We start from the raw sequence: 25,423 nt of genomic DNA, 5'->3' as shown, positions 1-25,423 counted from the left end.
GAACCGCCTCCTGCTTGTTGCTGGCTCGCCCTGCTGGCTTCTTCCTCTGGCGCCAATCGCCGGGGACCAGTCTGACGCACGCCGCTGACAGATGCTGCGGGCGGCGGTCAAGTCGAGGTCCGGGGCGTGGCGCCGGCTCGGCGCGAGTTGTGCACAGCCCCCGCTTCGAAGCGAGTTCCCCGGTTGATCTCTGTGGTCGTAGTAGTAGGGCCTGTGGAAACCGTGGATAACCGGCTTTGCCCAGGTCAGCGCCGGAATTTTGTCCACTGCCCCTGTGGGTGGCGCCGGTGGATAACCGGGGTGGTCTGTGGACCGCGCGAAGTTGTGCACACCCGATGCACAGGCAGGGCGCACTTCTCCCCAGGTGTGTCCCCAGCTTTACCCAGGTTGCCCACAGCCCAATCCGGCAGCTTGGTGTGACGCCTTTCACTCGGTGCGGTGATCTTCGGCGTTTCGTTGCCGAACAGTGGACAGGGATGTGGAAAGGCTGTGTATAACACCGGCTGTCCTGTGGGTGGCCGGTGGACAACCGCGACGGCGGCTGTGGGCAGCTCCGTCGTCCACAGGCTGTGGACCACCGTTTGCCACAAATCCACACCCCGCTGACCTCAGCTGATGGCATATCAACAGCCCGGTCTGTGGACACCGTATGGATAACTTCGCAGTCCCCAGGGTGTGGACGGTGGACAACCCCGGAATCTGTGGAGAACCCGCAGGCCGGGCCCACTATTCGAACAGACGGTGCGGGGGTCCGGGTACGCGGAAGGGCGCCCCGGGGGATCCCGGAGCGCCCTTGGACGGTCTGTGGAGTGCTGAGGAGGCCTGCGGAGGCCCGTGGTTGGGGCCTGTGGGGGCCGTGTCAGCCGTTCTTGATGCGGTTCGTCAGCTCGGTCACCTGGTTGTAGATGGACCGCCGTTCGGCCATCAACGCCCGGATCTTGCGGTCCGCGTGCATCACCGTGGTGTGGTCGCGGCCGCCGAACTGCGCGCCGATCTTCGGCAGCGACAGGTCCGTCAGCTCCCGGCACAGGTACATCGCGATCTGCCGCGCCGTCACCAGTACGCGGCTGCGCGAGGCACCGCACAGGTCCTCGACGGTGTGGCCGAAGTAGTCCGCGGTGGCCGCCATGATGGCCGTGGCCGTGATCTCCGGCGAGGCGTCCTCGCCGCCGGGGATCAGGTCCTTCAGCACGATCTCGGTCAGGCCCAGGTCGACCGGCTGCCGGTTGAGGCTCGCGAAGGCCGTCACCCGGATCAGCGCGCCCTCGAGCTCGCGGATGTTGCGCGAGATCCGGGAGGCGATGAACTCCAGTACCTCCGGCGGTGCGTTGAGCTGCTCCTGCACCGCCTTCTTCCGCAGGATCGCGATCCGGGTCTCCAGCTCGGGCGGCTGGACGTCCGTGATCAGGCCCCACTCGAAGCGGTTCCGCAGCCGGTCCTCCAGGGTCACCAGCTGCTTGGGCGGCCGGTCCGACGAGAGGACGATCTGCTTGTTGGCGTTGTGCAGGGTGTTGAAGGTGTGGAAGAACTCCTCCTGCGTCGACTCCTTGCTCGCCAGGAACTGGATGTCGTCGACCAGCAGGATGTCCATGTCGCGGTAGCGCTTGCGGAACGCATCCGCCTTGCCGTCGCGGATGGAGTTGATGAACTCGTTGGTGAACTCCTCGGAGCTCACGTAGCGCACACGCGTGCCCGGATAGAGGTTGCGCGCGTAGTGCCCGATGGCGTGCAGCAGGTGGGTCTTGCCCAGGCCCGACTCGCCGTAGATGAAGAGCGGGTTGTACGCCTTGGCCGGAGCCTCGGCGACCGCGACCGCCGCCGCGTGCGCGAACCGGTTGGACGCGCCGATGACGAACGTGTCGAAGAGGTACTTGGGGTTCAGCCGGGCCGTCGGCTCGCCGGAGCCGCCCCCCGAGCCGGAGCCGGAACCGCCGGTCCCGCCACTGCCGGAGCCCGGCCCCCCGGACGTACCGCCGGGCACCGGGCCGGCCCCCGCGCCGCCGCGCGGCCCGCCGTCGGGCAGCTCGCGGCGCTGCTGCTGGTCGTACGGCAGCCGCTCGGCGGCCTGGCCGGCCGTGCCGTAGTCGCGCTGCTGGTCGTACGGGTTGTCGTAGGAGGCGGGCGGCGTGGCGTACGGGTCGCGTTCGCCCTCGCCGAAGCCGCCGAGGCGCTGCTGCTGCCAGCCGTAATCGGCACCGGCCCCGTGGGCACCGCCGTTGCCGCCGGCACCGCCGTCGCCGCGCTCGGGCAGGGACGGGCCCGACGGCGCCGCGTGGCGCGGCCAGGCGCCGGGCTCGGGGCGCTGCTGGTACTCGGGGTAGGCGGGGCGCACGGACGGCAGGTCGTCGCCGGCCTGGCGGCCGTACGCGTCCCGGGCGTCGCGCACGTCACGGCCGTCGCGTGCCTCGTAGCCGCCGCCGGTCGCTCCGGAGCCCTCGTATCCCTCGTATGCGTCGCGTCCCTCGTACGAGTCACGGCCGGACCGGTCCGTGGGGCGGACGGGGGGCCGGCCGCGGTCCCGCTCCGGGGTGGCCGGGGCCTGGCCGGCCGACTCGTCGACGGTGATCGCGATGCGGATCGGGCGGCCGCACTCCCGGCTCAGGGTCTCGCTGACGATCGGCGCGAGCCGCCCCTCCAGGACGCCCTTGGCGAATTCGTTCGGGACCGCGAGCAGGGCCGTGTCCGCCACCAGCGCGAGCGGCTGGCAGCGCTTGATCCAGTGTTCGTCCTTCGTCTCGACGCCCTGGCCGCGCCCCTCGCCGAGGAGCTGCTCGAGCACGCGCGGCCACACTGCGGCAAGATCGGCGGGCAGGTCAGCCACAGGGCACGCTCTCTCAGTCACGGGGGGTGCCCTGGAGTCCCACGAATGTGTGGTTCTCGGGACGGGCGGGAAGGATTCGGAGTTCAGTCACGGTAGTCAGGCCGAGGCGCGTGGTTCAAGTCGTTGTCCACAGGGTGTGTACAAATGTGCCATGCGGCCGCGCCTGGCGCCGGACCGGGGCGGGAGCGGATACGGTGGGGGCGGTGCGCTGCCGGTTTGACCGGATGGCGTAACGGCGCGTACCGTGGCGAGGTCGAGTTGTCGATGGCTGCTGCCGCCTGCCTCCGATGGGCAAGGATCACGGTCTTCTTCTGATCGCGGTCATGAAGCGGTGCACTTGGGCGTATTGCGAGTCTCCTCGTGGGCGCACGGTGACAGCCAGGCGATGTACCGCCATCACACGATTCATTTCTGGAGTCCCCGAGTGAGCAAGCGCACCTTCCAGCCGAACAACCGCCGTCGCGCGAAGACCCACGGCTTCCGCCTGCGCATGCGCACCCGTGCCGGCCGCGCGATCCTCGCGTCCCGCCGCAGCAAGGGTCGCGCCCGCCTGTCGGCCTGACCAGCCCGACGTCAAGGTCCATGACGTGCTGCCTTCCGAGTCTCGGCTGAGGCGGCGCGAGGACTTCGCGACCGCGGTACGCCGAGGACGCCGGGCCGGGCGCCCGCTCCTCGTCGTCCACCTACGCAGCGGTAACACGGACCCGCACACGCCGGGGGGAACGGTCCCCCCGGCGCGTGCGGGTTTCGTCGTGAGCAAGGCGGTCGGCGGAGCGGTGGTCCGCAACCGGGTCAAACGACGGCTGCGCCACCTCGTGCGTGACCGGCTGGATGTGCTGCCCGCCGGTAGCCTGGTGGTGGTGCGAGCCCTGCCCGGCGCGGGTGAGGCGGAGTACGGCCGGCTGGCCCATGACCTCGACGCCGCACTGCAGCGGCTGGTGGGCGGGGGTGCCCCCGGCGGAGCCGAGGGCAGGGCACCACGAAGCAATCCCCCGGGGGGTGACCCCCGGAGCCCCGGGATCCCGGGAGGGAGCGCACGGTGAAGTACCCGCTGCTGTGGTTGATCAAGCTCTACCAGTGGACCGTGAGCCCGCTGCTGGGACCGGTCTGCAAGTACTACCCCTCGTGCTCGCACTACGGCTACACGGCCATCCAGGTGCACGGCGCGGTCAAGGGGTCCGTACTGACGGCCTGGCGCATCCTGCGCTGCAACCCGTGGTCGCTCGGCGGCGTCGACCACGTCCCTCCCCGGAAGCGTCCGGTCTGGCACCAGCGGCTGAGGAGCCGACTGGGCGGGCACCCCGCCATGGCGCCCGCCGCACAGCCCGAGACTCAGCCCAACGCCCAAGGAGCCTGATTCGTGGACACGATCCTCGGTCCTCTCTATGACGCTGTTTCCTGGATCATCGTCCAGTTCCACTCGTTCTACAGCCTGATCTTCAACAAGGACAGTGGCGCGGCGTGGGGTCTGTCCATCGTCTCGCTGGTGGTGCTGATCCGCATCTGCCTGATCCCGCTCTTCGTGAAGCAGATCAAGGCCACGCGGAACATGCAGGCGCTCCAGCCGAAGATGAAGGCGATCCAGGAGCGCTACAAGAACGACCGGCAGCGCCAGTCGGAAGAGATGATGAAGCTCTACAAGGAGACGGGCACCAACCCGCTCTCGAGCTGTCTCCCGATCCTGGCCCAGTCGCCGTTCTTCATCTCCCTCTACCAGGTCCTCAACCACATCGCCGGCGGCCGTGTCGTCGGTGTGATGGACCAGTCGCTGGTCGACAGCGCCCGTAAGGCGCACATCTTCGGGGCCCCGATCGCGTCCAAGTTCATGGACAGCGCGAGCAAGGTCGAGTCGCTCGGTGCCACGCTGACCGACGTCCGCGTCGTCACGATCATCATGATCGTGCTGATGTCGCTGTCGCAGTTCTACACGCAGCGCCAGCTGATGACGAAGAACGTCGACCTCACGGTGAAGACGCCCTTCATGCAGCAGCAGAAGATGCTGATGTACGTCTTCCCGATCATGTTCGCCGTCTTCGGCATCAACTTCCCGGTCGGTGTCCTGGTCTACTGGCTGACCACCAACGTGTGGACCATGGGCCAGCAGATGTTCGTCATCCGCCGCAACCCCACTCCGGGCAGCCTCGCCTACAAGCAGCGCCAGGAGCGCCTGCGGGCCAAGGGCAAGATCGTGGAGGACCCGGCCGAGGTCCAGGCCAAGGAGGCCGCCGAGGCCGCCCGTGCCGCCCGCCAGCAGCCCAAGCGGCAGACCAAGGCCAAGCGCCAGGTCGGCGGCTCCGCCCAGGCCACGCGGTCCACGGCGGGCTCGCAGCAGGAGACCGACGAGGCCACGTCCGGCGGTTCCCGTGAGACCAAGGCCGGCAAGCAGCAGGGCGGCGGCAAGTCCGGGCAGCGCAAGGGCGGCCAGCAGCGGCCCAAGCACCCCTCGCACCCGTCCAAGAAGTGATGAAGGAGCCCACTGTGACGGACACGCAGCGTCAGAGCGCCGCCGAGGTCACCGACACCCTCACCCGCCTCGAGCAGGAGGGCGAGATCGCGGCCGACTACCTGGAGGGGCTGCTGGACATCGCCGACCTCGACGGGGACATCGACATGGATGTCGAGGGCGACCGCGCCTCCGTGTCGATCATCAGCGACGGCACCAGCCGCGACCTGCAGAAGCTGGTCGGCCGGGACGGTGAGGTGCTGGAGGCCCTCCAGGAGCTCACCCGCCTCGCCGTGAACCGGGAGACCGGTGACCGCAGCCGCCTGATGCTCGACATCGCCGGCTTCCGCGCCCGCAAGCGCGAGGAGCTGTCCGGGCTGGGCACGAAGGCCGCCGAGGAGGCCCGCAGCACCGGCAAGCCGGTCAAGCTGGACCCCATGACGCCCTTCGAGCGCAAGGTGGTCCACGACGCCGTGGCCGCGGCCGGCCTGCGCAGCGAGTCCGAGGGCGAGGAGCCCCAGCGCCGGGTGGTCGTCCTCCCGGCCTGACGGTCTCGTCCGGTATGACGTCGGCCCCGTCTGCTCGTTCTGCGTGCGGACGGGGCCGAGCCTTCTCGGCATGATCCCCACCGGAATCAGCGGTGGATAATCGGCGGTAGAGGTCGGCGGACAGGATTCCGCCGCCCATGCGTACACACCCTGTGTACGGAAGAACCGAAGACGGAAGACGGAAGGACGGTTCCCGTGGAAGAGGCAGCGGAGCTCCCCCCGGCGCCCGCGGCGGCGCGGGCGGTATTCGGTGACCGCTTTCCGGAGGCCGTCCGCTATGCGGAGCTCCTCGCGGACGTCGGCGTCCAGCGCGGCCTGATCGGCCCCCGTGAGGTGCCCCGGCTCTGGGAACGGCACCTGCTCAACTGTGCGGTGCTCGGCGAGGCCGTGCCCGAGGGCGTCTCGGTGTGCGACGTGGGCTCCGGCGCCGGCCTGCCCGGCATCCCGCTCGCCCTGTGCCGCCCCGACCTCCAGATCACCCTGCTGGAGCCGCTGCTGCGGCGCACCACCTTCCTCCAGGAGGTCGTGGAGCTGCTGGGCCTGGACCACGTCCGCGTGGTGCGCGGCCGGGCCGAAGAGGTGCTCGGCAAGATGGAGCCGGTGCACGTCGTCACGGCCCGGGCCGTGGCGCCCCTGGACCGGCTGGCCGGCTGGGGCGTGCCGCTGCTGCGGCCCTACGGCGAGATGCTGGCCCTCAAGGGCGACACCGCCGAGGAGGAGCTGCAGAACGCCCGTGCCGCGCTCAGCAAGCTCGGCGCCGTGAACGCCTCCGTGCTGCACGTGGGCGAGGGCGTCGTCGATCCGCCGTCCACGCTGGTGCGGGTCGAGGTCGGGGAGAGCCCGGGCGGTGTGCGCTTCGCCGCCAAGCGGGCGAAGGCGGCCCGGACAGGGCGGGCGCGCCGGCGCCGCTGAGTGGGGGCCCTTGGGGCCCTTCACTGCGGGGCCCTTTACTCCATACAACCCGGCAAAACTACTCGTAACGGAGTGTCTCCGTCGGGGAGTGGCGCGTCACGGGCATCGTGTTTCACGTGAAACGTCGCTCCCTGGTGCATGGAATCATCGGCCGCGGTCGAGCGGCCGCCGCTCCGCGTGATCGTCGTCCGGTTCAGGACATGGGTTCATCCACAGGTTCACGGGATTCATCCACAGGAGAACGGGGCTCGCTGGTTCGTGACCCCGAAACCATGGCAGGCTCTGTGCATTGCGAGCCTGAAGTCGAGGAGAGTGAATCCTTGCGGTCCGACGCCAATATCGCGGGGCCGATGACCGATCCGGTCCCCGGCCCCCGCCCCGCCGACTCCGAACCCCTGGCTGCTGCCGCTCCTCTGCCGTCGGGCACGGTGCTGCCCCAGGGCGGCCCGGTGTCCTCCGGCGAGCTCGTTTCACGTGAAACGTCGACGTCCTCGATGCCCCGGCCGGAGCAGACCCGGGTGATGGTGGTCGCCAACCAGAAGGGCGGCGTCGGCAAGACCACGACCACCGTCAATCTGGCCGCGTCGCTGGCCCTCCACGGCAACCGGGTCCTGGTCATCGACCTCGACCCCCAGGGCAATGCCTCCACGGCGCTGGGCATCGACCACCACGCCGAGGTGCCCTCGATCTACGACGTCCTGGTGGACAACAAGCAGCTCTCCGAGGTGGTGCAGCCGGTCCGCGACGTGGAGGGCCTGTTCTGCGCCCCGGCGACCATCGACCTGGCCGGTGCCGAGATCGAGCTGGTCTCGCTCGTGGCGCGGGAGAGCCGGCTGGACCGGGCGATCAAGGCGTACGAGCAGCCGCTGGACTACATCCTCATCGACTGTCCGCCCTCGCTGGGCCTGCTGACGGTCAACGCCCTGGTCGCCGGTGCCGAGGTGCTCATCCCCATCCAGTGCGAGTACTACGCGCTGGAGGGGCTGGGCCAGCTGCTGCGCAACGTGGAGCTGGTGCGGGGGCACCTCAACCCCAAGCTCCATGTCTCGACGATCCTGCTGACCATGTACGACGGCCGGACCAGGCTCGCTTCCCAGGTCGCGGAGGAGGTGCGCAGCCACTTCGGCCACGAGGTGCTGCGGACCAGCATTCCGCGCTCGGTCCGTATCTCCGAGGCCCCCAGTTACGGTCAGACGGTCCTGACCTACGACCCGGGCTCCAGCGGTGCCCTGTCGTACCTGGAGGCGGCGCGGGAGATTGCGTTCCGGGGGATCGGGGTGCACTACGACGGCAGCAGGGCCCACACCGTGGGCCATCAGCAACAGCACGACCAGCACAGCATGGCGGAGGGGCTTCAGTGAGTGAGCGACGTAGGGGACTGGGCCGGGGGCTCGGTGCGCTGATCCCGCCGGCGCCGAAGGGGGCGGACGCGAGCGGGCCGGCGGTCGGGTCCGGCGTGACGTCGCCGTCGGCGGTGCCGGTGCTGGTGCCCGAGCGCGGGGTGGCCGCGGCGAAGGTGACGACGTTTCCGGTGGACGACGTGGTCGTGCCGGACAGCGCGGTGGTCCCCGAGTCGGTCGCCCGGGAGACGCACTTCGCGGAGCTCCCGCTGGACGCCATCACCCCCAACCCTCGGCAGCCGAGGGAGGAGTTCGACGAGGACGCCCTCGCGGAACTCGTCACCTCCATCCAGGAAGTGGGCCTCCTCCAGCCGGTCGTCGTCCGGCAGCTGGGTGCCGAGCGGTACGAGCTCATCATGGGGGAGCGGCGCTGGCGTGCCTGCCGGAAGGCCGGCCTGGAGCGCATCCCCGCCATCGTCCGTGCCACCGAGGACGAGAAGCTGCTGCTGGACGCGCTGCTGGAGAACCTCCACCGGGCCCAGCTGAACCCGCTGGAGGAAGCAGCGGCCTACGACCAGCTGCTCAAGGACTTCCGCTGCACGCACGAGGAGCTGGCCAACCGCATCGGCCGGTCCCGTTCGAAGATCACCAACACCCTGCGGCTGCTGAAGCTGGCGCCGGAAGTGCAGAAGAAGGTCGCTTCCGGAGTGCTGATGGACGGCCATGCCCGGGCGCTGGTCGCCGTCGAGGACCCGGCGGACCAGGTGGCGCTGGCCACCCGCATCGTGGCCGAGGGGCTCTCGGTCCGGACCGTCGAAGAGCTCGTCCAGCTGCTGAAGTCCGACCCGAAGAAGCCGCGCAAGGCCAAGAGCCCGCGGGCCGGCACTCGTATCTCGCCCGCGCTGACCGACCTTGCCACGCGGCTCTCGGACCGTTTCGAGACCCGGGTGAAGGTGGACCTGGGCCAGAAGAAGGGCAAGATCGTCGTCGAGTTCGCCTCGATGGAGGATCTGGAGCGCATCCTCGGCACCCTTGCCCCCGGCGAGGGCAAGGTGCTGGAGAAGCCTCTCGACGCCGACGGCGAGCGCACGGACGGCTGAGCGCGCGGAGGGCTGAGCGGGGGACACCGACCGGAGACCGGTCGGAGACCCACCGGAGGGCGGGTTGTGTTTCACGTGGAACACCACGTGGAAGACAACCCGCCCTTTGCCTTGTCGAGCTGTCCCGTCAATCTGCCGGTGGATACGATGCGTTGAGGTATGGCACATCCACGTTGGACGCAGTTCACGGAGGGGCGAGGCCATGCGAACGGTGAGCAGGACCGGACTGGTGGCAGCGGGCCTGGGCCTGGGGGCGGTCGGCGGATTCGTCGGCAGCTTTCTCAGGGAGCGCCATGCGCTGCTCACCACCCGGAGCGTGGCACGCGACGGAAGTGAGGTACTGACTGCATGGGGCGTCGGCTCGTACCGCTCACCTTGGACAACCTCCCTGACCTCCCGAAGCGCTGCCGCGCCTGCGTCTTCTGGGAGCTGGACCCCGTCAGTGGCGAGGCCGCGCTGAGGGCAGGCCGCCCGGACCTGGAGAAGGAAGCCTGGCTCTCCGCGGTGCTGCTGGAGTGGGGCTCCTGCGGCCGTGTCGTCTACGTCGACGAGGTGCCGGTGGGCTTCGTGCTCTATGCGCCACCCGCCTATGTCCCCCGGTCGACCGCTTTTCCCACCAGCCCGGTGGCGGCGGACGCCGTCCAGCTGATGACCGCCTGGCTGATCCCCGGGTACCAGGGGCAGGGGCTGGGCCGGGTCATGGTGCAGACGGTGGCGAAGGACGTCCTGCGGCGCGGCTTCAAGGCGATCGAGGCGTTCGGTGACGCCACATGGAAGGAGCCGGCCTGTGTCCTCCCGGCCGACCACCTTCTGGCGGTGGGCTTCAAGACCGTACGCCCCCACCCCCGCTATCCCCGGCTGCGGCTGGAGCTGAGGACGGCGCTCTCCTGGAAGGAGGACGTCGAGCTGGCCCTGGACCGGCTGCTCGGCGCGGTGCAGAAGGAGCCGGCGCTCCGGCCGCTCTAGGAGGGACGACAAACGGGCCCGTCCTGAAGGACGGGCCCGTTTCACGTGAAACAAGCGACTGCGGCTGCGGAAGCCACCGCGGCAGCCTCCGGCTGTCAGCCGTGGATGTGCTCGCTCAGCTCGCGCTCGAGCATCGCCTTCGGCTTGGCGCCGACGATGGTCTGCACGACCTCGCCGCCCTTGTAGACGTTGAGGGTCGGGATCGACATCACGCCGTACTTGGCGGCCGTGTTGGGGTTCTGGTCGATGTTGAGCTTCACGATCTCGAGCTTGTCGCCGTACTCCTCGGCGATGGCCTCGAGCGACGGGGCGATCTGGCGGCAGGGGCCGCACCACTCGGCCCAGAAGTCCACCAGGACGGGCTTGTCGCTCTTGAGGACTTCCTGCTCGAAGTCCTTGTCGGTCACAGACTTGAGAGCCACGGGGGTCTCCTTGGGGGTGTTTCTGCGGGAGGGGGGAGGGGGGTGGTTCAGGGGGTCTTCTCGGGCTCGCGGACACCCTCGCCGTCGGAGAGGGAGGCGAGGAACCGCTCGGCGTCCAGCGCGGCGGCACAGCCGGTGCCGGCCGCGGTGATGGCCTGGCGGTAGGTGTGGTCCACCACGTCGCCCGCGGCGAAGACGCCGGAGAGGTTGGTGCGGGTCGAGGGGGCGTCGACCTTGAGGTAGCCCTCCTCGTCGAGGTCCAGCTGGCCCTTGAAGAGCTCGGTGCGCGGGTCGTGGCCGATCGCGATGAACAGACCGGTCACGGGCAGCTCGGACGTCTCACCGGTGGTGCGGTTGCGCAGGGTCAGGCCGGCGAGCTTGGACTCGCCGTGCAGCTCCGCGACCTCGCTGTCCCACACGAAGGAGATCTTCGGGTCGGCGAAGGCGCGCTCCTGCATGGCCTTGCTGGCCCGCAGCGTGTCCCGGCGGTGGACGACCGTGACGGACTTGGCGAACCGGGAGAGGAAGGTCGCCTCCTCCATCGCGGTGTCGCCACCACCGATGACGGCGATGTCCTGGTCCTTGAAGAAGAAGCCGTCGCAGGTGGCGCACCACGAGACACCACGGCCGGACAGGTCGTCCTCGCGGGGCAGACCCAGCTTGCGGTGCTGCGAGCCGGTGGTGACGATCACGGCCTTGGCGCGGTGGACCGTGCCGGCCGAGTCGGTGACGGTCTTGATCTCGTCGGTCAGGTCGACGGCGACGACGTCGTCCGGGATCAGCTCGGCACCGAAGCGCTCGGCCTGGGCCCGCATGTTGTCCATCAGGTCGGGACCCATGATGCCCTCGCGGAAGCCGGGGAAGTTCTCGACCTCGGTGGTGTTCATCAGGGCGCCACCGGCGGTCACGGCACCCTCGAAGACCAGCGGCTTCAGGGAGGCACGGGCGGTGTAGAGCGCGGCGGTGTATCCCGCGGGCCCGGAGCCGATGATGATCACGTTGCGGACGTCGCTCACGGGTGTCTTCCTTGTCTCTGCCGACTGCTGGCTGTCTGGTCCTGCGTGGTGCTGTGTGCGTCTCACACCACCCAACGGATCCTACGGGGCGGGCATTCCCCGAGGGGACGACAGCGCGCGAGAGGCCGTGGCCGAGCGTGGTCAGGCACGGGGGAATGTGTGCTGGACCAGGACCGTACCCGGTACCGAGGGCGAGGTGGTCTCGCAGGAGGCCGAGACGACGTAGGCGTCGACCCGTCCGGCGTCCTCGGGGTGCGGCAGCACGACCAGGTAGGCGTCCTCGCCGCGGTACTTCTCCGGCCGGGTGCCGAGCGGCTGGTCCTGGCGGCCGATCCCGTCCCGGACGCAGGCCGGCGCGGTGGTGAGCCGCGCGCCCAAGGTGGTCTCCGCCGGCTTCTCCGCGCTCATCCCCCGCGACTCGGTGCTCTTCGTGCTCAGCAGCAGCTCACGGACATGGGCCTGGAGCGTGGCTGCTTCCTCGGACGAGACGGTGGGCCGGCCGTTGGGCGTCCCGGCGGCATCCGAGTGGGAACCACCGCCCTCGCCGGCCTGGAGAAAGAAGGTGCCGGCCCCGATCACGGCGGCGGCACAGGCCGCCCCGACGAGCGCCTGGCGCCACCGGCGCGCCCTGGCCCGGCCCGGCCCTGTTGCCGCGGGCGCGCGGCCGGAGGGGCGGGTGGGGGTGGGCCGGGGCGCTGTTTCACGTGAAACGGCGCCCTTCTCGTCGATGCCGGTTTCACGCGGTCCTGTTTCACGTGAAACGGAGGTCCGGTCCTCCGGGGCTTCGGGTGCGGTGGCCGACAGCAGCGCTTCGGCGGCCAGCGCGGCGTCGATGCGCCCGGCGATGTCGGCCGGCATCCGGGGCGGCCCGGGAAGGGTGCCCAGCAGGCCACGGATCTCGTCGAGGGACGTCCGTACGTCGTCGCACAGCTCGCAGCCGGCGAGGTGCTCCCGGATGTCCGCCGTGCGCGACGGCGGGAGCAGCCCCTCGGTCAGTGCGGAGATCTCCGCGACCTCCGGGTGCCCATCCGTGCCGGTCCTCGAGGTCACGCTCGCCCACCTCCGCCCTTCACTGGGTCTGTCTCTCCATGTCCCGCCGGTGGTGGGACGGACGTCCCTTGCGACCGGTTCCTTCCCCTGTCAAGGGCCGGGCTACCCCTGCCATCGGGCCGCAAATGGGTGAGGAGCGGCAGCAACCGGGCTCTCCCCCGGGCGCATCTGCTCTTCACCGTTCCGGTCGGCACTCCGAGGATGCGGGCCGCCTCGGCGACCGGATATCCCTGCATGTCGACCAGGACGAGCGCGGCCCGCTGATCCGGCGGCAGGGTGGTCAGCGCCTGGATCAGCTCGCGGTGCAGGTCTCTCCGCTCGGCGGGCGCCGCCGCCGACTCGTGCGGCTCCAGCAGCTGCTCCAGCCGCTCGGTCTCGGCGAGCGGCGCGGTCCGCCGGGACGCCGCCTTGCGGGCCCGGTCCAGACAGGCGTTGACGGTGATCCGGTGCAGCCACGTGGTGACGGCCGACTGCCCCCGGAAGGTGTGGGCGGCCCGGTAGGCGGACACCAGCGCGTCCTGCAGCGCGTCGGCGGCCTCCTCCCGGTCCCCGAGCGTCCGCAAGGCCACGGCCCAGAGCCGGTCCCGGTGCCGCCGGACTATCTCCCCGAACGCGTGGGGATCACCGTTGACGTGCAGGGTGAGAAGCTCGGCATCGCAAAGAGCGTCAACTTGCCAAGAATCAGTGCTTGGGATGTCACTCACCCCCTGCTGAGCGCTAGCTGTCACAGGATGTGGCTTGAAGCTTGCGGAGGTATTTAGAACTTCGTCGAGAGATCGACTAGCTGCTACCCAACTTGTGTTTTGCCTGTAGTTGCGTGGCGAAGAGGCAAATCTGGCTGGAAATGTTATGGCTTACCGGCGAATGCGGTGAAACAATCTCGCTCGAACGAGTGTTCCGTTGCCCGTCTCTTGTGAGTGGATGTATATGTCAAGACGAAGCTGGTTTTCTGTGGCAGTCGTAGCAGCGACTCTGGCGGGAGGCTTAACGGTTGCTCCGGCTGCTAATGCTGCTGGATCGCCTCCTGTTGAGTGTTGGGATTGGTGGCATAACGCCCATAAGTGGACTGCAAAGTGTGAAGTGAAGCGAGGGGCGGCGCGTGCTCTTACGGATTGTGGCGACATGAACAACCCTAGTACCAGATATGGTCGCTGGGTAGGGGTTGGAAGGTGGGACTTCGGCGGTGACTGCGGGGATGAGCACTTTACGGCATCTGACATCCAAAGCACCGAAGAATAAAAAATTAACCCTTGGTTATGCTTCTTCCGGGCCTGCCGGGAAGAGGTATTGACTGGTTTGCGGGCGTCGAGTTTTCGGCGCCCGCAACCTCACGAGTTCACCGACCTGGATCCGCATCGCTGGTCAGACCTAGGGCTTTGATTTCGGCGATTCCGCCGCGGTAGCTGCCCGGACCGTCAGGGGGGAGCTCGGTGACGTGAATCAGTACGTAGCGGCTCTTCAATGCTTTGTGGAGATTCGCCTTGAGGTTCTGGTCAACTCTTTTCAATTCGGTGATTCGCTGGGTAAACTCTCGAAGAGCTGAGGGGCTCTGTGCTGACGGGTCGGCAGCGAGTATCTCTACGGTTTGACCCGGGCGGTACATGATCACGTCAACTTCTGTGATGCTCTGGACGTTGCCTAGATCGACGATAATGCCACTTCCGTCCGCTCGGCGTGGAAGGTTTCCAAAATTCGGGAATCCGTCGAACCGCCCTGTGATCCACGCAGACGCAGGATTGCCGTCGGCGGAATTCTGAACTGTCTTAGGACTCGTGGGTGGTCCTAGTGGAGAGAATTCTGCAACGCTCGCAATCTGAAGCGGTCGCGCCACGATCTTCTGCGAAGCATCGTCCTCCGCCGACTGCGACCGCGGTGTGTCCTTCTCGCCGTCCTTGAGCAGCGCGTCCGCGATCTGCCAGCTGCCCAGGCCGAGCGCCGCGATCAGCAGCGCGGACACGCTCCACTTGAGGGCGCGGCCCGTACGGCCCTCCAGGGGGGCCGGCGGGGGCGGCGGTACCGGCTGGGCCGGGCTGCCGGGGCGGGCTGCCGCGCCCACGCGCGGATACGGCGGCGGGGTCGTGAAGTCCGGCTCCGGCGGGCGGATGCGCGGCATCGCGGAGACGGCCTTGGCCAGCTCCTCCGGCGTCGTGCAGGGCGCTTCCTGGGCCTTGTCGCTCCCGAGGGCCCGCATGGCCAGCTCGGAGAGGCCGCGGTGCACCCCGGCGCGCACCTGGTCGGGGGCGATGAGGCCGACCCCCTTGGGCAGGCCGGGCAGGCCGTGGGCGTTGCCCTCGTACGGCCAGCGCTGCGTGAGCGCGGCGTACAGCAGGGCGCCGATGGCCTCGGTGTCGGTGCGCTGCGGGTTGTCGGAGGAGATGCCGCGCAGCGCGGCCATCACGGCCAGGCCTCGGATGCGGTACTGGCCGGTGACGGTGCGCAGGACGGAGCCGGGGTTGAGCCGCAGATGGGCGAGGCCCTCGCGGTGCGCGGCGGCCATGGCCTGGGACACCTGGCTGACGAGCTGGTACGCCTCGTGCGGTTCGAGCGGCCCTGAGGAGAGGACGGGCGTGAGCTCGGTGGCGTCGGGCAGCCACTCGTGGACGACGTAGACGAGGTCGTTCTCCTCGACGGCGTCGAGGACCTGGACGAAGCGGGGGTCGCCCAGCAGGGCGGAGGAGCGGGCGGCGGCGAGGACGGGACGGGCCCTGGGGTGGTCGGCGGGCAGGAGGTGGACGCCCACGGCGCGGCGGAGCTTCTCGTCCACCGCACGCCAGCTGCTGAATCCCTCCAGACGGGTGACGCACTCCTCCAGGCGGTACCTTCTGGCGAGCTTGTGGCCGCTGTGCAACTCGAGCGGTTGTGCGTCGCGCGCGGGGCTTCCGCTCTCCGCGCGCTGGCTCTTGCTGTGGGTGCCGCCCTTGTCGTCGGTCTCGGTTCCGTCGGTCGCGGCCTTCTTCACGGCGCTCAGTGGCTGGTCGCCGCTGGTGTCGGCCACGTCGACGGCAGCCGTGCTCCGTTCCGCCACCGTCGCTCCTGCCTCCCCATCCGTTGCACGCTGTCCACAGCCAAGACAATTGTGCCCACAGTCCGGCGCTATGCACGACACGCGGCGGCGGGCGATGGTTGTGCTCCGGTCAGCGCCCGATCCGTCCGCGCACCATACCGACCATGGCGGTCAGCTCCTCGATCCGCATCCGCTTCGCGGCGATGTAGAACACCGCGATCAGGAGGAGACCACCACCGGCCAGCGATGCGAGCGAACCGATGACACCGCTGCCCAGGAGCTGACCGATTCCGTACGCGGTGGCGCCGCCGATGAGGGCGGCGGGCACGCAGGCGCCGATGAGGCGGGCGTAGGTGCGGACGACGCGGGCACCGTCGAGGTCGCCGCCGAGGCGGTGGCTCAGGCGGCGCCAGGCGACGCCGACACCGACCGCGTAGGCCAGGCCGTAGGAGGCGGCCATGCCGGCGACGGCCCAGCGGGCCGGCAGGACCAGGTAGCTGAGGGCGGACGCGGCCGCGTTGACGGCGGCGACGATCACCGTGTTGTAGAAGGGGGTCCGGGTGTCCTCGTAGGCGTAGAAGCCGCGGAGGATCACGTACTGCGCCGAGAACGGGATGAGGCCGACGCCGAAGGACATCAGGATGTAGCCGATGTTGGTGGCGCCGTTCACGCCCGAGCCGGACGAGAACATCAGGGTGGCCATCGGGACGCCGAGCGCCACGAAGGCGAAGGCGCACGGCACGATGGCGACGGCCGAGGTCCGCAGGCCGTGGGAGAGGTCGTCCCGGACGGCCGTGACGTCCCCGTCGTGCGCGGCCCGCGAGATGCGGGGCAGGACCGCGGTCATCACCGAGACGGTGATGATGGCCTGCGGCATCTGCCAGAGCTGGAGCGCGTAGTTGTACGCGGTGATGCCCGTACCCGGGTCGGTCTTCGCCGCGAGCGCGCCCGCCTTGGTGGCCAGCTGCGTCACGACCACCATGCCCAGCTGGTTGGCGAGGACGAAGAAGAGCGTCCACTTGGCCAGGCCCGCGGCCTTGCCGAGGCCCTGTCCGCGCCAGTCGAAGCGCGGCCGGATGCGGAAGCCGGTGTCCCGCAGGTAGGGCAGCATCGCCAGGGACTGGACGGCGAGTCCCAGCAGCGTGCCGATGCCGAGGAGGCGGATGCCCTCCGGCGTGATGGTGTCGGCGCTGACGTCGGTGCTGGTGTACGGGCCGAAGGCCCAGATGAAGGCGCCGAAGGTGGCGATGATGATGATGTTGTTGAGGACCGGGGTCCACATCATCGCGCCGAAGCGGCCGCGGGCGTTGAGGATCTGGCCGATGACGACGTGCACGCCCATGAAGAACAAGGTGGGCACGCAGTAGCGGGCGAAGGCGACCGCCACGTCCCTGCGGGCCGGGTCCCCGGCGATTGTCGGCGACATCAGCTGGATGAAGAGCGGGGCAGCGAGCACGCACACGGTGGTGACACCGGCCAGCAGCACGACGACGAGCGTGAGGAGCCGGTTGGCGTACGCCTCGCCGCCGTCGTCGTCGTTCTTCATAGCGCGCACGAGCTGCGGGATGAAGACGGAGTTCAGGGCGCCACCGGCGACGAGGATGTAGATCATCGTCGGCAGGACGTTGGCGACCTGGTAGTCGTCGTTCAGATTGCTCACGCCGATCGCGGCGGCCATCACCAGGTTCCGGCCGAAGCCGAGGAGCCGGGAGACCATCGTGCCGGCGGCCATCAGCGCGCTGGACTTGAGCAGGCTCGACGCCCGGCCGCCCTTGGCGGGCGCCGGCTCGGCGGCGGCCGCGGGCGGCACCGTCTCGCGCGCGGCCTCCTGCACCGGCTCGGGGCCGGGGCCCGACGGGGGCGGCGGGGGCGGGAATGCGGCCTGCCGCATGGGCTGCGTCGCCTGCGTGTCGTAGCCGCCCTGGCCGCCGTACTGGCCGGGCGCGGGGATCTGCTGCCCGGGGGTGCCCGGCGGGCGCTGCGGCTCGTAGGGCTGCTGCTGGTCGCGGTAGAGGTGCGCGAACGCGTCCCGGCCGCCGGCCCCCGCGGGGCCCTGCTCGCCGAAGCCGCTCACGCCGATGACCTGGGTCGCGGCCGCGTCGTCGGGCCGGCCCTGCGCCTCCGGCTGCGGGGCGGCGTTCCAGGGGCCGCCCGTGTAGGCGTCCCGCAGGTAGGGGTCACGGGCGTACGGCTGCTGCCCCTGGCCGGCCGGCGGCGGGGGCGGGGTCGGCGGGTAGTGACCCCGCTGGTCACCGCCGGTCCCGTGACCGCGGTCACCGTCGTACGGCGCGCTCATCGCTACCCCACCTCATCGTCCGCGGCCTGCCGGCCACACAAAACGTCAACGTTCCACTTTCTCACCCGAGCCGGACGGGGAACCGTCCCGCGCTCCGGATTCGGCTGCGGGATCACCCGGCTGCCCCGGCTCGCCGTCTCCGGCCCCGCCGTCGTCACCACAGTCTCCCCCGTCGCCGTTCCCAGGGCCGTCACCTGCGGCTCCGCGGGCCGCGGCCCGCTTGCGCTGGAGGTAGATCCGGAGCCCCGCGAGGACCAGGAGGAGGACACCACCCGCGATGACCAGCAGAACCATAGGGGTGATGGAGGTGACATGCACAGTGAAGAGCACCGGCTCGCCGTACGGCTGCCCGTCCTCCGTGTACAGCCGGGCAGTGACCTGCACCGGGCCGTTGGCGTTGGCCCGCGTCTCGAACTTCACCGACTGCTGGCGGCCGCCGCCGATCTCGATCTGCCGCGGCGCCTCGATCTTCAGGCGGTTGGGCTGGCTGGAGGTGAGCACCAGCTTCAGGCCCCTGACCCCCTGGAACAGGCCGTTGTGCACCGTGACCGGGATGGTCGCGCTGCGGCCGGACAGCGTGGCGTCCGACTTCTCCACCAGGTGCACCTGGCGGGTGAGCTCGGTGAGGTACGACTGCACCGCGTCCCGGAAGCCGGCGGCCCCGCGCGGGTTGCCGCGCCACGACGTCGACATCTCCCGCATGATCGCGCTGCCGAACGGGGTGACCACCCGGTCCTGCGAGGTGAGGATCACCTTGAAGCTGTCCAGTGCGCCCTGCGTCCGCTGAATCGCCTCGAACGCCTCGGTGGGCAGCTCCTGGTCGCGCAGCGACTCCGGGTACGAGCCGGCCCCCGGCACCTGCTGGTTCGCCGCCGGGTCGGGCTGCATCCGGGCCGCGTCGCCCAGGCTCATGGGCTGGGCCCAGCGCTCGTCCGACAGCCCCCGCAGCGCGGTCGCCATGGCCTGTGCCTGGCTCGCCGTGGGCATGCGCTGCGGGGCGACGACGATGCTCCGCTCGTTCTCCGGCGCCTGCTTGTTCACCACGAGGCTCTGCGCCAGGAACCGCTGCACGGCCAGCGAGGCGTCGTTCCCCCGCACCATGTCGCCCTGGAAGGCCGTGGACAGCCGGGCGTCCGCCACGATCGCGGTGTTCCCGCCACCGATCTGGCGGGCCGCCGTCGGCGCGTACGGCGAGCCGCCGGGCTCCTTGAGGCTGTCGCTGCGGGCGATGACGTTGTGGGCGCCCGCCGAGGTCGCCACGTCCACGATCGAGGAGTCCACCGCGCCGTCCACCGGCCAGGCGAAGTCCGTGCGCGGCTTCACGCCCAGGATCGTGTCGACCGTGACGGAGGCCAGCTCGGTGGCGGACTGGAGGTGGCTGAGCGCGCCCGAGACGTCCTTGCCGCGGTGGGCGAGCGACGCCAGGTCGGGGTCGGCGAACGGCAACGCCACGACCTCGTGGTTCGCCACCGCGTCCTGGAGCTGGTTGAGCCACTGCTTGGCGACTGCCTGGCCCTTGCCCGGCGTGCTCTGCCCGCCGGGGCCGCCGACCTGGTACCGCTTGGTCATCGCCTCGACCGTGGCCAGCAGGTCCGGGTCGATCACCCAGGTGACCGGCAGCGTCTTGCCCAGCGCGACCAGCTGCTGCAACCGGCCACCGGGGCCCAGCTCCGCGGCGAGGTCGTCATTGGGGAAGATCGGCGTCTGCTGCTGGTCCGGCTCGGTGCGGGCCGTGAGGTGCGTACCGGAGATCAGCGGCCACAGGAACGTCAGGCGGGTCTTCTTGCCCTCCGTCGCGGACGGCTGCCAGGGCAGCAGCGTCCGGTGGATGCCCAGGACCCGCTCCGACGAGCCGCCGGCCTGACCCGAGACGGTGACGCCCAGCTGGTAGACGCCGTCCTTGCCGAGGTCCAGGTCCTTGACCGGCAGGCTCAGCGTGAAGTCCCGGCTGACCCCCGGCGGCAGGGCGTCGAGCTTCTGCGTGTGGTTGCCGATCTCCGAGCCGTCCGACCCGGAGAAGCCGCTCCGGTCACCGATGTCGTCCATGTCGCTGCGCGTGCCGACCTGCTGGCCCACCCGCAGCCCCACGTGGGCGCCGGTGATCGTCGACCCGCTGTTGTTGGTGACCGAACCGGAGATCGTGAGGGTGTCGTCCTGCCGGGGCGCCACCGGAGCGAAACTGTCGACCGTCACACCGACCGCATGCCCACCGGGGTTGTCGGCGCGCGCCACCGGGGCCGCCCGCAGCTGCCCGAGCCCCAGGACGAACAGCATCCCCGCCAGGAGGACCGCAGTGCGTCGGCGCCACCGGCAGGCAGGAGCGGATCTCGTCCCCTGGAACTCTGCCGCCTCGGCCACGCGCTCGCCCGTCCCTCGTCGTCGTCAGTGGTCGTCGGATGTGCGTCCACGAATGGTAACGAGGCCCGCTGGGGCGAAGTGCCGCGGACCGCACTACAAGATCGCCGGTGCGCGCCCGTTGTCCGGGCCGGTCCTGCTTTGGGCCGGTCGCCTCCGCGACCGGGAACCCCGGGGGAACGAAGAGGCTCATCCGCGCGCGGACACGTACCCTCTTCTGTTGTGCCGAACGCCAACAATGACAGCCATACCCCGTCGCCGGTCAACGAGCTCAGCCAGGCGCAGCGCCGAGCCGTGAGCGAGTTGCTCCGGGTCTCCCCCGTGGCCGACGACCTCGCCCGCCGCTTCCAGGAGGCCGGGTTCACCCTCGCCCTGGTCGGTGGATCGGTGCGGGACGCGCTGCTCGGCCGCCTCGGCAACGACCTGGACTTCACCACGGACGCCCGCCCCGACGACGTCCTGAAGATCGTCCGGCCCTGGGCGGACGCCGTGTGGGAGGTCGGCATCGCCTTCGGGACCGTGGGCTGCCGCAAGTCCGACTTCGACATCGAGATCACCACATACCGGTCCGAAGCGTACGACCGCACCTCCCGCAAGCCCGAGGTCTCCTACGGCGACTCCATTGAGGAGGACTTGGTCCGCCGCGACTTCACCGTCAACGCGATGGCCGTCGCGCTGCCGGAGAAGGAGTTCATCGACCCGCACAACGGCCTCGACGACCTGGCCGCCCGGGTCCTGCGCACCCCCGGCACCCCCGAGGACTCCTTTTCCGACGACCCGCTGCGCATGATGCGGGCCGCCCGTTTCGCCGCGCAGCTCGACTTCGACGTCGCGCCCGAGGTCGTCACCGCCATGACCGACATGGCCGCCCGGCTGGAGATCGTCTCCGCCGAGCGCGTCCGGGACGAGCTCAACAAGCTCATCCTCTCGGAGCACCCCCGCAAGGGCCTCAAGCTCCTCGTCGACACCGGCCTGGCCGCCCACGTCCTGCCCGAGCTCCCCGCCCTCCGCCTGGAGCGCGACGAGCACCACCGGCACAAGGACGTCTACGAGCACACCCTCACGGTCCTGGAGCAGGCCATGGACCTGGAGCAGGAGGGCCCCGACCTGGTCCTGCGCCTCGCCGCCCTGCTGCACGACATCGGCAAGCCCCGCACCCGCCGCTTCGAGAAGGACGGCCGGGTCTCCTTCCACCACCACGAGGTGGTGGGCGCCAAGATGACCAAGGCCCGGCTGACCAAGCTGAAGTACTCCAACGACATGGTCAAGGACGTCTCCCGGCTGGTCGAGCTGCACCTGCGCTTCCACGGCTACGGCACGGGCGAGTGGACCGACTCCGCCGTCCGCCGGTACGTACGGGACGCCGGCCCCCTCCTGGAGCGGCTGCACAAGCTGACGCGCTCGGACTGCACCACGCGGAACAAGCGCAAGGCCAACGCCCTCTCCCGCGCCTACGACGGCCTGGAGGAGCGCATCGCCCGCCTCCAGGAGCAGGAGGAGCTCGACGCCATCCGGCCGGACCTCGACGGCAACGAAATCATGGAGATCCTCGGCATCCGCCCCGGCCCCGAGGTGGGCCAGGCGTACCGGCACATGCTGGAGCTGCGCCTGGAGCACGGCCCGATGGAGCCGGACGCTGCGGTGGCGGCGCTCAAGGAGTGGTGGGCCGAGCAGCAGGGCTGATGCATCGGCGGGCTCGTGTTCCACGCGGGTGTTTCACGTGAAACACGAGCCGGCCGGGTGCGCGGAGGGGCGGTGTTTCACGTGAAACGCCGCCCTTCTGTCGTGGAGCGCTGCTCCTCACTCGTGTCGCGCCGCTCCTCGGTCGTACCCGTCAGGCTGACCGCGACCACCGCGTAGACGACGGCCACGGCCACGACCAGTCCGGCGGACCGGCCGTCCGGTGGCAGGACCAGGGCCGCCACGCCGGCCGCTCCGACGAAGGCCACGTTGAACAGGACGTCGTAGAGGGAGAAGACGCGCCCCCGGAAGACGTCGTCCACGGAGGCCTGCACCACGGTGTCCGTCGCGATCTTCGCGCCCTGTGTGGTGAGCCCCAGGGCGAACGCGCCGACCAGCATGGGGGCCGGCTCGAAGGGCAGGCCCAGGCTCGGTTCCAGGACGGCCGCGGTTCCCGCGCAGGCGGCCATCCAGCCCAGCCGGCCCAGCCGCCCGACGGCCCACGGCGTGACGAGGGCCGCCGCGAAGAAGCCCGCGCCCGACACGGCCACCGCGTAGCCCAGCAGCGCCAGGCCCTCCGCCTCGCTGCTCGCCCACGCGTACCGGCAGAGCATCAGCAGGGTGATCGTCAGGGCGCCGTAGCAGAAGCGCATCAGCGTCATGGCGGTCAGGGCCCGGGCCGCGGTCCGGCGTTCGGCCAGGTGGCGGACGCCCGCGACGAGGCCGCGCGTGGTGATGAGCAGGGCGGTCCGTACCGGGGTGCGCGGGGCCACGTCCGGCCCGAGCAGCCCGGCCCGCATGCGCAGCGAGCTCAGGCCGGCGGCCAGGTAGAGCGCGGCGCCGAGCAGCACCACGAGGGCGTCGGCGGTGGCGCCGGCAGGGGCGCCGAGGCGTACGGCGAAGGCGAGGCCGCCGCCGGCGGTGGCGGCGAGCGTTCCGGCGGTCGGGGAGAGCGCGTTGGCCATCACCAGGCGTTCGGGGGAGTCGACGACCCGGGGCAGGGCCGCGGACAGGCCCGCCAGGACGAAGCGGTTGACCGCGGTCACCGACAGCGCGGAGGCGTAGAACAGCCCGTCCGGCACGTGGCCGACGACGAGTGCGGCGGTCCCCGCGGCCAGGGCGGCACGCAGCAGGTTGCCGTACAGCAGCACCTGGCGGCGGCGCCAGCGGTCGAGGAGCACGCCGGCGAAGGGGCCCAGCAGGGAGTAGGGGAGCAGCAGGACCGCCATGGCGGAGGCGATGGCGGCGGGGGACGTCTCCTTCTCGGGGGAGAAGACGACGTGGGCGGCGAGCGCGACCTGGTAGACGCCGTCGGCCGTCTGGGAGAGCAGCCGTACGGCGAGGAGGCGGCGGAACCCGTGCAGCCGCAGCAGGACGCGAAGATCACGCACAACGGGCATGGTGCCCAGCCTCACACAACACACAGGTCCCCGGGTGCAACACCCGGGGACCTGTGATCAGGCGAACGGCTCAGCGGGGGACGCGGCTCAGCGCTCGACCTCGCCCTTGATGAACTTCTCGACGTTCTCGCGGGCCTCGTCGTCGAAGTACTGGACCGGCGGGGACTTCATGAAGTACGAGGAGGCGGAGAGGATCGGGCCGCCGATGCCGCGGTCCTTGGCGATCTTCGCGGCGCGCAGGGCGTCGATGATGACGCCGGCGGAGTTCGGGGAGTCCCAGACCTCGAGCTTGTACTCCAGGCTCAGCGGGACGTCACCGAACGCGCGGCCCTCCAGGCGGACGTAGGCCCACTTGCGGTCGTCCAGCCAGGCCACGTAGTCCGACGGGCCGATGTGGACGTTCTTCTCGCCCAGGTCGCGGTCGGGGATCTGGGAGGTGACGGCCTGCGTCTTGGAGATCTTCTTGGACTCCAGGCGGTCGCGCTCGAGCATGTTCTTGAAGTCCATGTTGCCGCCGACGTTCAGCTGCATCGTGCGGTCCAGGACGACGCCGCGGTCCTCGAACAGCTTGGCCATCACGCGGTGCGTGATGGTGGCGCCGACCTGCGACTTGATGTCGTCACCGACGATCGGCACCCCGGCCTCGGTGAACTTGTCCGCCCACTCCTTGGTGCCGGCGATGAAGACCGGGAGGGCGTTGACGAAGGCGACCTTGGCGTCGATGGCGCACTGGGCGTAGAACTTGGCGGCCTCCTCGGAGCCCACCGGCAGGTAGCAGACCAGGACGTCGACCTGCTTGTCCTTGAGGACCTGGACGATGTCGACCGGGGCCTCGGCGGACTCCTCGATGGTCTGGCGGTAGTACTTGCCCAGACCGTCGAGGGTGTGGCCGCGCTGGACGGTGACGCCGGTGGCCGGCACGTCGCAGATCTTGATGGTGTTGTTCTCGCTGGCGCCGATGGCGTCGGCCAGGTCGAGGCCGACCTTCTTGGCGTCGACGTCGAAAGCGGCCACGAACTCGACATCACGCACGTGGTAGTCGCCGAACTGCACGTGCATCAGACCCGGCACACGGCCGTTCGGGTCGGCGTCCTTGTAGTACTCGACGCCCTGCACCAGCGAGGCGGCGCAGTTGCCCACACCGACGATCGCTACGCGAACCGAACCCATTCCGGTTGCTCCCTGTTAGTACTCGACGAACTCCCTGCGGACGGCAGGGGTTCACTTGGCGGTGTCGTCGGACGGATCCGGCCGGGTGCCACCCCGGTGCCGGGGCAGGCCGCCCGCTTCTCCTGATGTGTCGTGGGCGGCGGTGCCGTTGCGCTGGTCGCGCCCCGCCCGCTCGCTCTCGATCAGCTCGTTCAGCCAGCGGACTTCCCGCTCGACCGATTCCATGCCGTGCCGCTGGAGTTCGAGCGTGTAGTCGTCCAGCCGGTCGCGGCTGCGGGCCAGGGAGGCGCGCATCTTCTCGAGGCGCTCCTCCAGCCGGCTGCGGCGGCCCTCCAGCACCCGCATCCGCACGTCCCGCGAGGTCTGCCCGAAGAACGCGAAGCGGGCGGCGAAGTGCTCGTCCTCCCAGGCGTCGGGGCCGGTGTGGGCGAGCAGCTGCTCGAAGTGCTCCTTGCCCGCGGTGGTCAGCCGGTAGACGATCTTCGCCCGCCGGCCGGCCAGGGACGCCGCGCGGGCGTCCTCCGGGGCACTGCCGGGCTCCTCCGTCAGCCAGCCGTTGGCCACGAGGGTCTTCAGGCAGGGGTAGAGACTGCCGTAGCTGAACGCACGGAACACCCCGAGCGAGGTGTTGAGGCGTTTGCGCAGCTCGTACCCGTGCATGGGGGACTCGCGGAGCAGGCCGAGGACGGCGAACTCGAGGATGCCGGAGCGTCGGCTCATGTCCCCTCCTTCGTCCGCAGACCCTTTATTCCGAGCTGATGTATCGACTCGATACATCCCGACGATAGAACGAGCGTCCTGACTCGACAAGAGGGCCTGCGGTGAACGAGGTCACATCACCGATTCGTGGGACACAACCAGCCTGAATTGGAGTGAACATCCCCAGTGGGAGTGATTTGG

At 70.0% G+C, this 25,423-nt stretch carries 20 protein-coding genes and 1 pseudogene; 10 read left to right on the top strand and 11 right to left on the bottom strand.

Annotated features, from left to right (window positions below; all coding sequences use genetic code 11):
* Positions 1 to 859 precede the first annotated feature (859 nt).
* A complete protein-coding gene (gene dnaA, locus IE305_RS12695) occupies positions 860 to 2,821 on the bottom strand; it encodes a chromosomal replication initiator protein DnaA (protein WP_190129646.1) in 1,962 nt (653 codons plus the stop codon).
* A 424-nt stretch (positions 2,822 to 3,245) separates the two neighbouring features.
* Here dnaA and rpmH point away from each other — a divergent pair, with 424 nt between their 5' ends.
* From rpmH to IE305_RS12650, 9 genes and pseudogenes are all read left to right on the top strand, one after another.
* Positions 3,246 to 3,383 (top strand): 50S ribosomal protein L34, encoded by a 138-nt coding sequence (gene rpmH / locus IE305_RS12690; RefSeq protein WP_003956500.1) that lies wholly within the window; start codon positions 3,246 to 3,248, stop codon positions 3,381 to 3,383.
* 25 nt (positions 3,384 to 3,408) lie between these two features.
* Positions 3,409 to 3,774: pseudogene (gene rnpA / locus IE305_RS12685) on the top strand (ribonuclease P protein component); the annotation flags it as partial.
* A gap of 86 nt (positions 3,775 to 3,860) precedes the next feature.
* Complete coding sequence (gene yidD, locus IE305_RS12680) at positions 3,861 to 4,178, top strand: membrane protein insertion efficiency factor YidD (RefSeq protein ID WP_190129644.1); 318 nt, start codon at positions 3,861 to 3,863, stop codon at positions 4,176 to 4,178.
* 3 nt (positions 4,179 to 4,181) lie between these two features.
* The gene (yidC, locus tag IE305_RS12675; RefSeq protein ID WP_190129643.1) at positions 4,182 to 5,285 is read left to right on the top strand and encodes a membrane protein insertase YidC; all 1,104 of its coding nucleotides are present in this window, start codon (positions 4,182 to 4,184) and stop codon (positions 5,283 to 5,285) included.
* The gene (locus tag IE305_RS12670; protein ID WP_190129642.1) at positions 5,285 to 5,812 is read left to right on the top strand and encodes a Jag family protein; all 528 of its coding nucleotides are present in this window, start codon (positions 5,285 to 5,287) and stop codon (positions 5,810 to 5,812) included. Before yidC ends, IE305_RS12670 begins: the two co-directional genes overlap by 1 nt.
* Before the next feature lie 195 nt (positions 5,813 to 6,007).
* Complete coding sequence (gene rsmG, locus IE305_RS12665; RefSeq protein WP_190129641.1) at positions 6,008 to 6,724, top strand: 16S rRNA (guanine(527)-N(7))-methyltransferase RsmG; 717 nt, start codon at positions 6,008 to 6,010, stop codon at positions 6,722 to 6,724.
* Positions 6,725 to 6,996: 272 nt separating this feature from the next.
* On the top strand, positions 6,997 to 8,085 hold the full coding sequence (locus IE305_RS12660; protein WP_190129640.1) for a ParA family protein: 1,089 nt from the start codon (positions 6,997 to 6,999) through the stop codon (positions 8,083 to 8,085).
* Entirely contained in the window at positions 8,082 to 9,164 is a 1,083-nt protein-coding gene (locus IE305_RS12655; protein WP_190129639.1) for a ParB/RepB/Spo0J family partition protein, read from the top strand. The genes IE305_RS12660 and IE305_RS12655 overlap by 4 nt, the downstream gene beginning before the upstream one ends.
* Positions 9,165 to 9,512: 348 nt before the next feature.
* Entirely contained in the window at positions 9,513 to 10,130 is a 618-nt protein-coding gene (locus IE305_RS12650; protein ID WP_190129638.1) for a GNAT family N-acetyltransferase, read from the top strand.
* Positions 10,131 to 10,225: 95 nt separating this feature from the next.
* Here IE305_RS12650 and trxA read toward each other — a convergent pair whose 3' ends face one another.
* The 7 genes from trxA to IE305_RS12615 form a co-directional block, all read right to left on the bottom strand.
* Entirely contained in the window at positions 10,226 to 10,552 is a 327-nt protein-coding gene (trxA, locus tag IE305_RS12645; protein ID WP_190129637.1) for a thioredoxin, read from the bottom strand.
* A 47-nt stretch (positions 10,553 to 10,599) separates the two neighbouring features.
* Positions 10,600 to 11,568: a thioredoxin-disulfide reductase gene (gene trxB, locus IE305_RS12640; RefSeq protein ID WP_190129636.1), complete on the bottom strand. Its 969-nt coding sequence runs from the start codon at positions 11,566 to 11,568 to the stop codon at positions 10,600 to 10,602.
* A gap of 141 nt (positions 11,569 to 11,709) precedes the next feature.
* Positions 11,710 to 12,618, bottom strand: a complete 909-nt coding sequence (locus tag IE305_RS12635) for an RsmA family anti-sigma factor (RefSeq protein ID WP_190129635.1) — start codon at positions 12,616 to 12,618, stop codon at positions 11,710 to 11,712.
* Positions 12,615 to 13,313: an RNA polymerase sigma factor SigM gene (gene sigM / locus IE305_RS12630; RefSeq protein ID WP_190129872.1), complete on the bottom strand. Its 699-nt coding sequence runs from the start codon at positions 13,311 to 13,313 to the stop codon at positions 12,615 to 12,617. The genes IE305_RS12635 and sigM overlap by 4 nt, the downstream gene beginning before the upstream one ends.
* 641 nt (positions 13,314 to 13,954) lie before the next feature.
* Positions 13,955 to 15,643, bottom strand: coding sequence for a protein kinase family protein (locus tag IE305_RS12625; protein WP_190129634.1), 1,689 nt, complete (start codon positions 15,641 to 15,643; stop codon positions 13,955 to 13,957).
* A 109-nt stretch (positions 15,644 to 15,752) separates the two neighbouring features.
* Complete coding sequence (gene murJ / locus IE305_RS12620) at positions 15,753 to 17,918, bottom strand: murein biosynthesis integral membrane protein MurJ (RefSeq protein ID WP_190129633.1); 2,166 nt, start codon at positions 17,916 to 17,918, stop codon at positions 15,753 to 15,755.
* Positions 17,919 to 17,963: 45 nt separating this feature from the next.
* On the bottom strand, positions 17,964 to 20,276 hold the full coding sequence (locus IE305_RS12615) for a DUF6049 family protein (protein WP_190129632.1): 2,313 nt from the start codon (positions 20,274 to 20,276) through the stop codon (positions 17,964 to 17,966).
* Positions 20,277 to 20,495: 219 nt separating this feature from the next.
* On the opposite strand from IE305_RS12615, the gene IE305_RS12610 reads away from it, so the two are divergent.
* Positions 20,496 to 21,956 (top strand): CCA tRNA nucleotidyltransferase, encoded by a 1,461-nt coding sequence (locus tag IE305_RS12610; RefSeq protein WP_190129631.1) that lies wholly within the window; start codon positions 20,496 to 20,498, stop codon positions 21,954 to 21,956.
* A 77-nt stretch (positions 21,957 to 22,033) separates the two neighbouring features.
* On the opposite strand, the gene IE305_RS12605 is transcribed toward IE305_RS12610, so the two are convergent.
* The 3 genes from IE305_RS12605 to IE305_RS12595 all read right to left on the bottom strand — a co-directional run bounded on the left by IE305_RS12605 (position 22,034) and on the right by IE305_RS12595 (position 25,243).
* Entirely contained in the window at positions 22,034 to 23,353 is a 1,320-nt protein-coding gene (locus IE305_RS12605) for an MFS transporter (protein WP_229890882.1), read from the bottom strand.
* A gap of 87 nt (positions 23,354 to 23,440) precedes the next feature.
* The gene (locus tag IE305_RS12600; protein WP_190129630.1) at positions 23,441 to 24,523 is read right to left on the bottom strand and encodes an inositol-3-phosphate synthase; all 1,083 of its coding nucleotides are present in this window, start codon (positions 24,521 to 24,523) and stop codon (positions 23,441 to 23,443) included.
* Positions 24,524 to 24,574: 51 nt separating this feature from the next.
* Entirely contained in the window at positions 24,575 to 25,243 is a 669-nt protein-coding gene (locus IE305_RS12595; protein ID WP_190129629.1) for a PadR family transcriptional regulator, read from the bottom strand.
* Positions 25,244 to 25,423 lie beyond the last annotated feature (180 nt).

This window comes from Streptomyces mashuensis (assembly GCF_014654785.1).
Taxonomy (GTDB): Bacteria; Actinomycetota; Actinomycetes; order Streptomycetales; family Streptomycetaceae; genus Streptomyces; species Streptomyces mashuensis.
Note: the sequence above shows the minus strand (reverse complement) of the source record. Positions and strands in the feature narration are given on the sequence as shown.

Bases quoted from the DNA above. Each gene is read 5' to 3' on its own strand.
- IE305_RS12670 (WP_190129642.1), top strand. From the start codon at position 5,285: ATGAAGGAGCCCACTGTGACGGACACGCAGCGTCAGAGCGCCGCCGAG.
- IE305_RS12660 (WP_190129640.1), top strand. From the start codon at position 6,997: ATGGCAGGCTCTGTGCATTGCGAGCCTGAAGTCGAGGAGAGTGAATCC.
- IE305_RS12650 (WP_190129638.1), top strand. From the start codon at position 9,513: ATGGGGCGTCGGCTCGTACCGCTCACCTTGGACAACCTCCCTGACCTC.
- murJ (WP_190129633.1), bottom strand. From the start codon at position 17,918: ATGAGCGCGCCGTACGACGGTGACCGCGGTCACGGGACCGGCGGTGAC.
- IE305_RS12605 (WP_229890882.1), bottom strand. From the start codon at position 23,353: ATGCCCGTTGTGCGTGATCTTCGCGTCCTGCTGCGGCTGCACGGGTTC.
- IE305_RS12600 (WP_190129630.1), bottom strand. From the start codon at position 24,523: ATGGGTTCGGTTCGCGTAGCGATCGTCGGTGTGGGCAACTGCGCCGCC.
- IE305_RS12595 (WP_190129629.1), bottom strand. From the start codon at position 25,243: ATGAGCCGACGCTCCGGCATCCTCGAGTTCGCCGTCCTCGGCCTGCTC.